This is a genomic window from Mariniflexile aquimaris (assembly GCF_042676825.1).
Taxonomy (GTDB): Bacteria; Bacteroidota; Bacteroidia; order Flavobacteriales; family Flavobacteriaceae; genus Mariniflexile; species Mariniflexile aquimaris.
In genome coordinates, this window is the sequence record NZ_JBHTIB010000034.1 from 1 (window position 1) to 4,715 (window position 4,715).

Consider the following 4,715-nt stretch of genomic DNA (forward strand, 5'->3'; position numbering starts at 1 on the left):
ATTTTCCTTCGGAAAATCCTCGCACACAAGCACGCAACTTTCCATACACATAAACGTTGTACCCAATTTGAGAATGAACAATCTAAAAACGATATTTCTGATTTTTTTATTGACTTTTTGTCTTTTGTCCTGTAAAGACAATAGAGAAAAAAGAAAAGAAATTGTATCAGAAAAAATTGAGCAACTTTCGGAAAAACAAACTGAATGGAATAATTTGACAAATCGAATTTTAGAAAATCAGTATGTGAAATCAAATCTCGGAAAAGGAATTTACCCAACCGATTTAGAACAATCTCTATCGACTGAATTAATAAAAAACGGAATTGAATTTATTACTGTTCGCAACGATTCGGAATGTAAAGAAGTGGAATACGCAACAAAATGGACTAAATATCCAATCGGAACTTTATATCTGACTTGGACAAATTGTGATTCTGAACAAACCGAACAAGGATATTATAAAGATAATTTCGATTTGAATTTTATAGAAGTTTGGGGAATTGGAAATAATTGGTTGATATGGACTGATAGCGACTTTATCTGAAAATAAAAACTGGGTACAACACCGTGTATAATTCATTGCTAGTACTCGCCTACTTACGAAAATCCTCGCGGATTTTCTATTTGGTTTGTATTTGCTAAATTAGTTGCTCAAACACGCAACGAAATCATACACAAACACGTTGCCAGTAATTTGAAAGAAACATTGGAAATCACCAAAAAAGATGTCGAAAAATTAATTGAATTGAGAAAAAAAGACACTATTCTCAATCATTTATGGAATGTCTTTTCACGTGATTTGAGACCAGCAGGAGAAATTAATCGGAATGAAATAAAAGTTTGGAACCAGAATCTTTGGAATGCCACTTTTTATCCAATTTTCAAATTTGAATTTGATACTAATAATCATCTAGTTAATATTACTGACAAACTTAATCCAATTGGAAAAATATTAATCGGAATTTTTGTTATCGGATTTCTATACTTTGTGTTTCCAAAAAATCCAACTGAATTTAATTATATCGGAAATTGGCCATTAATTGCCTTTATAACTGCATTTGCTTTAGTTTTTGTTTTAGTTGCGCGAATGATTTATAGATTTGAGAAACGCAATCAGCTTGACGAAATATTTGAGCTTTTGGATATGGAGATTGAGGAAAAGAAAGCCGAAAAAGAATGGTCAACTAAAAATATATTAATAAGATTATTTACTTATCCTTTTTGTTTGTTTTTAATTGGACTTAACCTCTTTCTGATTATTCCGAATGGTGGTTACATTGTGGCAATTGGAATATTTGGATTTGTTGGGTTTTACTTGATTTCGGACATGAGAATGATATTTAAAAAATAAAAAACTACTGGCAACAACGTGTATAATCCATTGCTTTTTTAGTCGTTTAAGTGAAACTTTGTATTTTAGTGTGCGTACGATTCCTACTTTGAAAAATCTCCGATTTTTCGCCGCAACGGAATCATACACGAACACGTTGCCATTCATTGCGGAACGCACTCTGAATCGAATTTTTAAAATAATTCTGTAACATTTTAAAATAATCAAATACTAATAAACAAAACCTGTTAAGCTTTTGACAAGTTATACTAACACTTAAAATATTAATAATATGAATAAGTCTAAAAAAATAAATTATTGGTATATAATTATTGGTTTTGTATTAATTATGTTAGCTTTTGGATACTTTTTTGAACTTGGAGAAGCATTTGGTAAAGCCTTAGCCAATTAATCCAAAAGATACTTAAATTTAAGCCCTAATTTTGGATTAAAATCTATGCGTAATTTCAAATGTTACGTTGAATTCTCACTTAAATGTTGAATGAAAAGGTCGACGGACTTTTAGCTTGTTTGCGGAATAAAAAATCAAAAAACATCTGACTGACCAAAGCTGTGCGCAACTGTTGCGTCCGACTGATTAGCGAAACGCAAAAAAAGATTTAACGGCTGATCAAAAGTTGTAAGAAAAAAAACAACGAAATGGCAACACCGTATATAAAAAATTGCTAGTTTTAGCTTAACCAATGTCAGTTGCTTTGTTTGCTTGCATCCGATTTTCCTTCGGAAAATCCTCGCACTCAAACACGCAACTTTCCATATACATAAACGTTGCCCACAATTAGAAAAATGAACGCATAGAACAAAATGAGCGCAATTACAGAATCATTAGTTGAACACTCAAAGTCCGCAATTATAGGTTGTGTTGAACTACACAATAAACCTGTTTTCAAATTTAGATATGAGGTTTGTACAATTTTGGCGATAAATGGATGGGAATTAATTCTTAAAGCATACATAGCCGAACATAATCCAGAGGTAAAACTTATACGGAAAGATGGAACCTCAAAATCATTCGAGGAATGTGTTGCATTCGTTACTGGGAAAATCGGAAATGAATTTAGAGCAGTTGAGGAAAATTTAAATAAACTCTATGAATTTAGATGTCATATAATTCATTTTTACAAAGACAATATTGGTACAATTCTTTATTCGCTTCTTCATAAATCAATTATTTTTTATAATGAATTTTTGCAAAAACATTTTAATATAGACCTCGCAGAAGAAACGAACTTAATGTTATTACCTATTGGTTTTAAACCATTCGTAACGCCTGTTGATTTTCTGACAAAACAATCTGATTTAAAAGAATCATCAAATGCTGTTCAAACATTTATTAAAAGCATAATTGGTTCAACCGAAAAACTTGTACAAGAGGGAATTGAAGAATCTATTTTGACAGGTTATAACATTGCCGTTGTGAATGAAAATCGGATTAAAAATGCTGATATAATTGCAGGAATAACAAAAAATGAAACTGAATCTAAACTTTCAGTTTCCAATGTATTAAGTGCAATAAAAGTGACAAATGATGACAGTGCAAAAAAAGTTAGTATAGAAGAAGAAACACTTTTCAAAACTGTTTATACTCAACCATATTTAACAATTGTCAAACAAGCGAGGGAAATTTTTTCAGATTTTAAACAAGGCGCTAAATTTAACAGGATTATGAGAGAAATAAAAAATAATCCAGCGCTTCATAGAAAACGATTTTTAGATGTAGTAAATAAAACTGGAGTTGGAAAGGATTATTACAATCCTGAGGTTTTGAATGAACTTGCTAAACATTATAAAATAAAAGAAAAATAACTGTGGGCAACACCGTATATAATTTATTGCTAGTTCAAGCCTACTTACGAAAATCCTCGCGGATTTTCTATTCGGTTTGTATTTACTAATTTAGGTGCTTAAAACACGCAACAAACCATATACAAACACGTTGTGCATAATATGAGAAAAACGCTAATATTGATATTTGGAGTTTTGATTTTACAACTGAATTCCTCTTGTAAATCCCAATATTCTGTGTCTGAACTCAACAATAACTTTACGACTGAACAAATATCTGATTTAAAAAAAATAACTGACTTTTTTAAAAATCAAATGTGCTTAAACACAAACTCAGACTTCAAAAAATGCTATAAACAAATTCCACACGAATATTTAGAAGCAACTGGAAATGGGTTTTGGGCAAATATCAACTTTGAAAAACAAAAAGAACTTTATGACCAAATTTCCGAATCAACCTTTAATGAAATTTGGCTGTTCTGTAAATCGACTGAATACAAAACAGGTCTAGAAACGAAAAGTCTTTGTCCTAATTTGGTTGGTAAATATCAAAAATACTTATCTGATATAGGAAACTCAAATCCAAGGATAGCTAAATATGTAGAAAAGATAAATATGTCAGGTGATTTTTATCCTATGAGTATTAAGTCTTGGTACATTTTAAATGATAAAAAAAATTTCGATTTAGAAGATCCTAATATCCAACTGATTTTAATAATCCATTATTTATCTCTAAACGACCAAGAAAAAAGAAATGAAAAATGGATGGTGGAATAAAAATACTATGCACAACACCGTGTAAAAAACATTGCTTATTTTAGTTAAACCGTTTGGTCGTTGCTTTGTTTGCTAGCTTCTGATTTTCCTTCGGAAAATCCTCGCACTCAAACACGCAACGTTCCTTACACATAAACGTTGTAAAACATTTGACCAATCAATACGCTGACTTGAAAAAACTCAAATCTGACTTCACAATTAACGAAATTGGAAAGTTCCAATTTTATAGCGGAATTGCAATTGGAATCGGATTTAGCTTAATTTTCAATTCATTATTTCGAGTATTTTTAAAAATGTGTAATGTTGGAGAAATTATCACGGACTTGAGCTGGTCGAATTACTATAGTTACGAATTTTCCATTTATTATTTAATTTTGATTGGTTTTACTTCAGTTGGCTTTTCTTTTTGTTTTACTACTTATTTGTGGATGAGCAAAACTTTTGCGACTAACAGAAAGAAAAACATAAGATTGAGAATGGCTCAAACGAATACGATTTGGATTTTATTTGGAACATTATTTTTTCTTCTGCGAATGTTTTGGTTTTTTGCTGGAGTAAATTTGACAATTGAAAAGGACTTTGCTTATTTGGGATTTATGTTTCCGATATTTATTTATTTGTATTGTTGGAATTTAATTTCAGATATTTATAAAAGTAAAAAACCGTTTCTTATGACTTCATTGATTATAATAGTTATCGGAATTATATTGAGCGGAATTTAAAAATAATAAAAAACGTTTTACAACACCGTGTATAAAAAATTGCTAGTTTTATACTAAACCAATGTTAGTTGCTTTGCTTG

Annotated in this window: 5 protein-coding genes; all 5 read left to right on the forward strand. The window is 30.3% G+C overall.

Features of this window, described 5'->3' with window-relative positions:
• Positions 1-544, forward strand: a 544-nt coding sequence (locus ACFQ0I_RS16485) for a DUF349 domain-containing protein (RefSeq protein WP_379944074.1), incomplete at its 5' end; no start/stop codon positions are given.
• Positions 545-694: 150 nt separating this feature from the next.
• A complete protein-coding gene (locus tag ACFQ0I_RS16490) occupies positions 695-1,351 on the forward strand; it encodes a hypothetical protein (RefSeq protein ID WP_379944075.1) in 657 nt (218 codons plus the stop codon).
• Between the two features lie 804 nt (positions 1,352-2,155).
• Positions 2,156-3,157 (forward strand): DUF3644 domain-containing protein, encoded by a 1,002-nt coding sequence (locus ACFQ0I_RS16495; RefSeq protein WP_379944076.1) that lies wholly within the window; start codon positions 2,156-2,158, stop codon positions 3,155-3,157.
• A gap of 216 nt (positions 3,158-3,373) precedes the next feature.
• Positions 3,374-3,913 (forward strand): hypothetical protein, encoded by a 540-nt coding sequence (locus ACFQ0I_RS16500; RefSeq protein ID WP_379944077.1) that lies wholly within the window; start codon positions 3,374-3,376, stop codon positions 3,911-3,913.
• A gap of 149 nt (positions 3,914-4,062) precedes the next feature.
• Positions 4,063-4,635 (forward strand): hypothetical protein, encoded by a 573-nt coding sequence (locus tag ACFQ0I_RS16505; RefSeq protein ID WP_379944078.1) that lies wholly within the window; start codon positions 4,063-4,065, stop codon positions 4,633-4,635.
• The last annotated feature ends 80 nt before the right edge of the window (positions 4,636-4,715 follow it).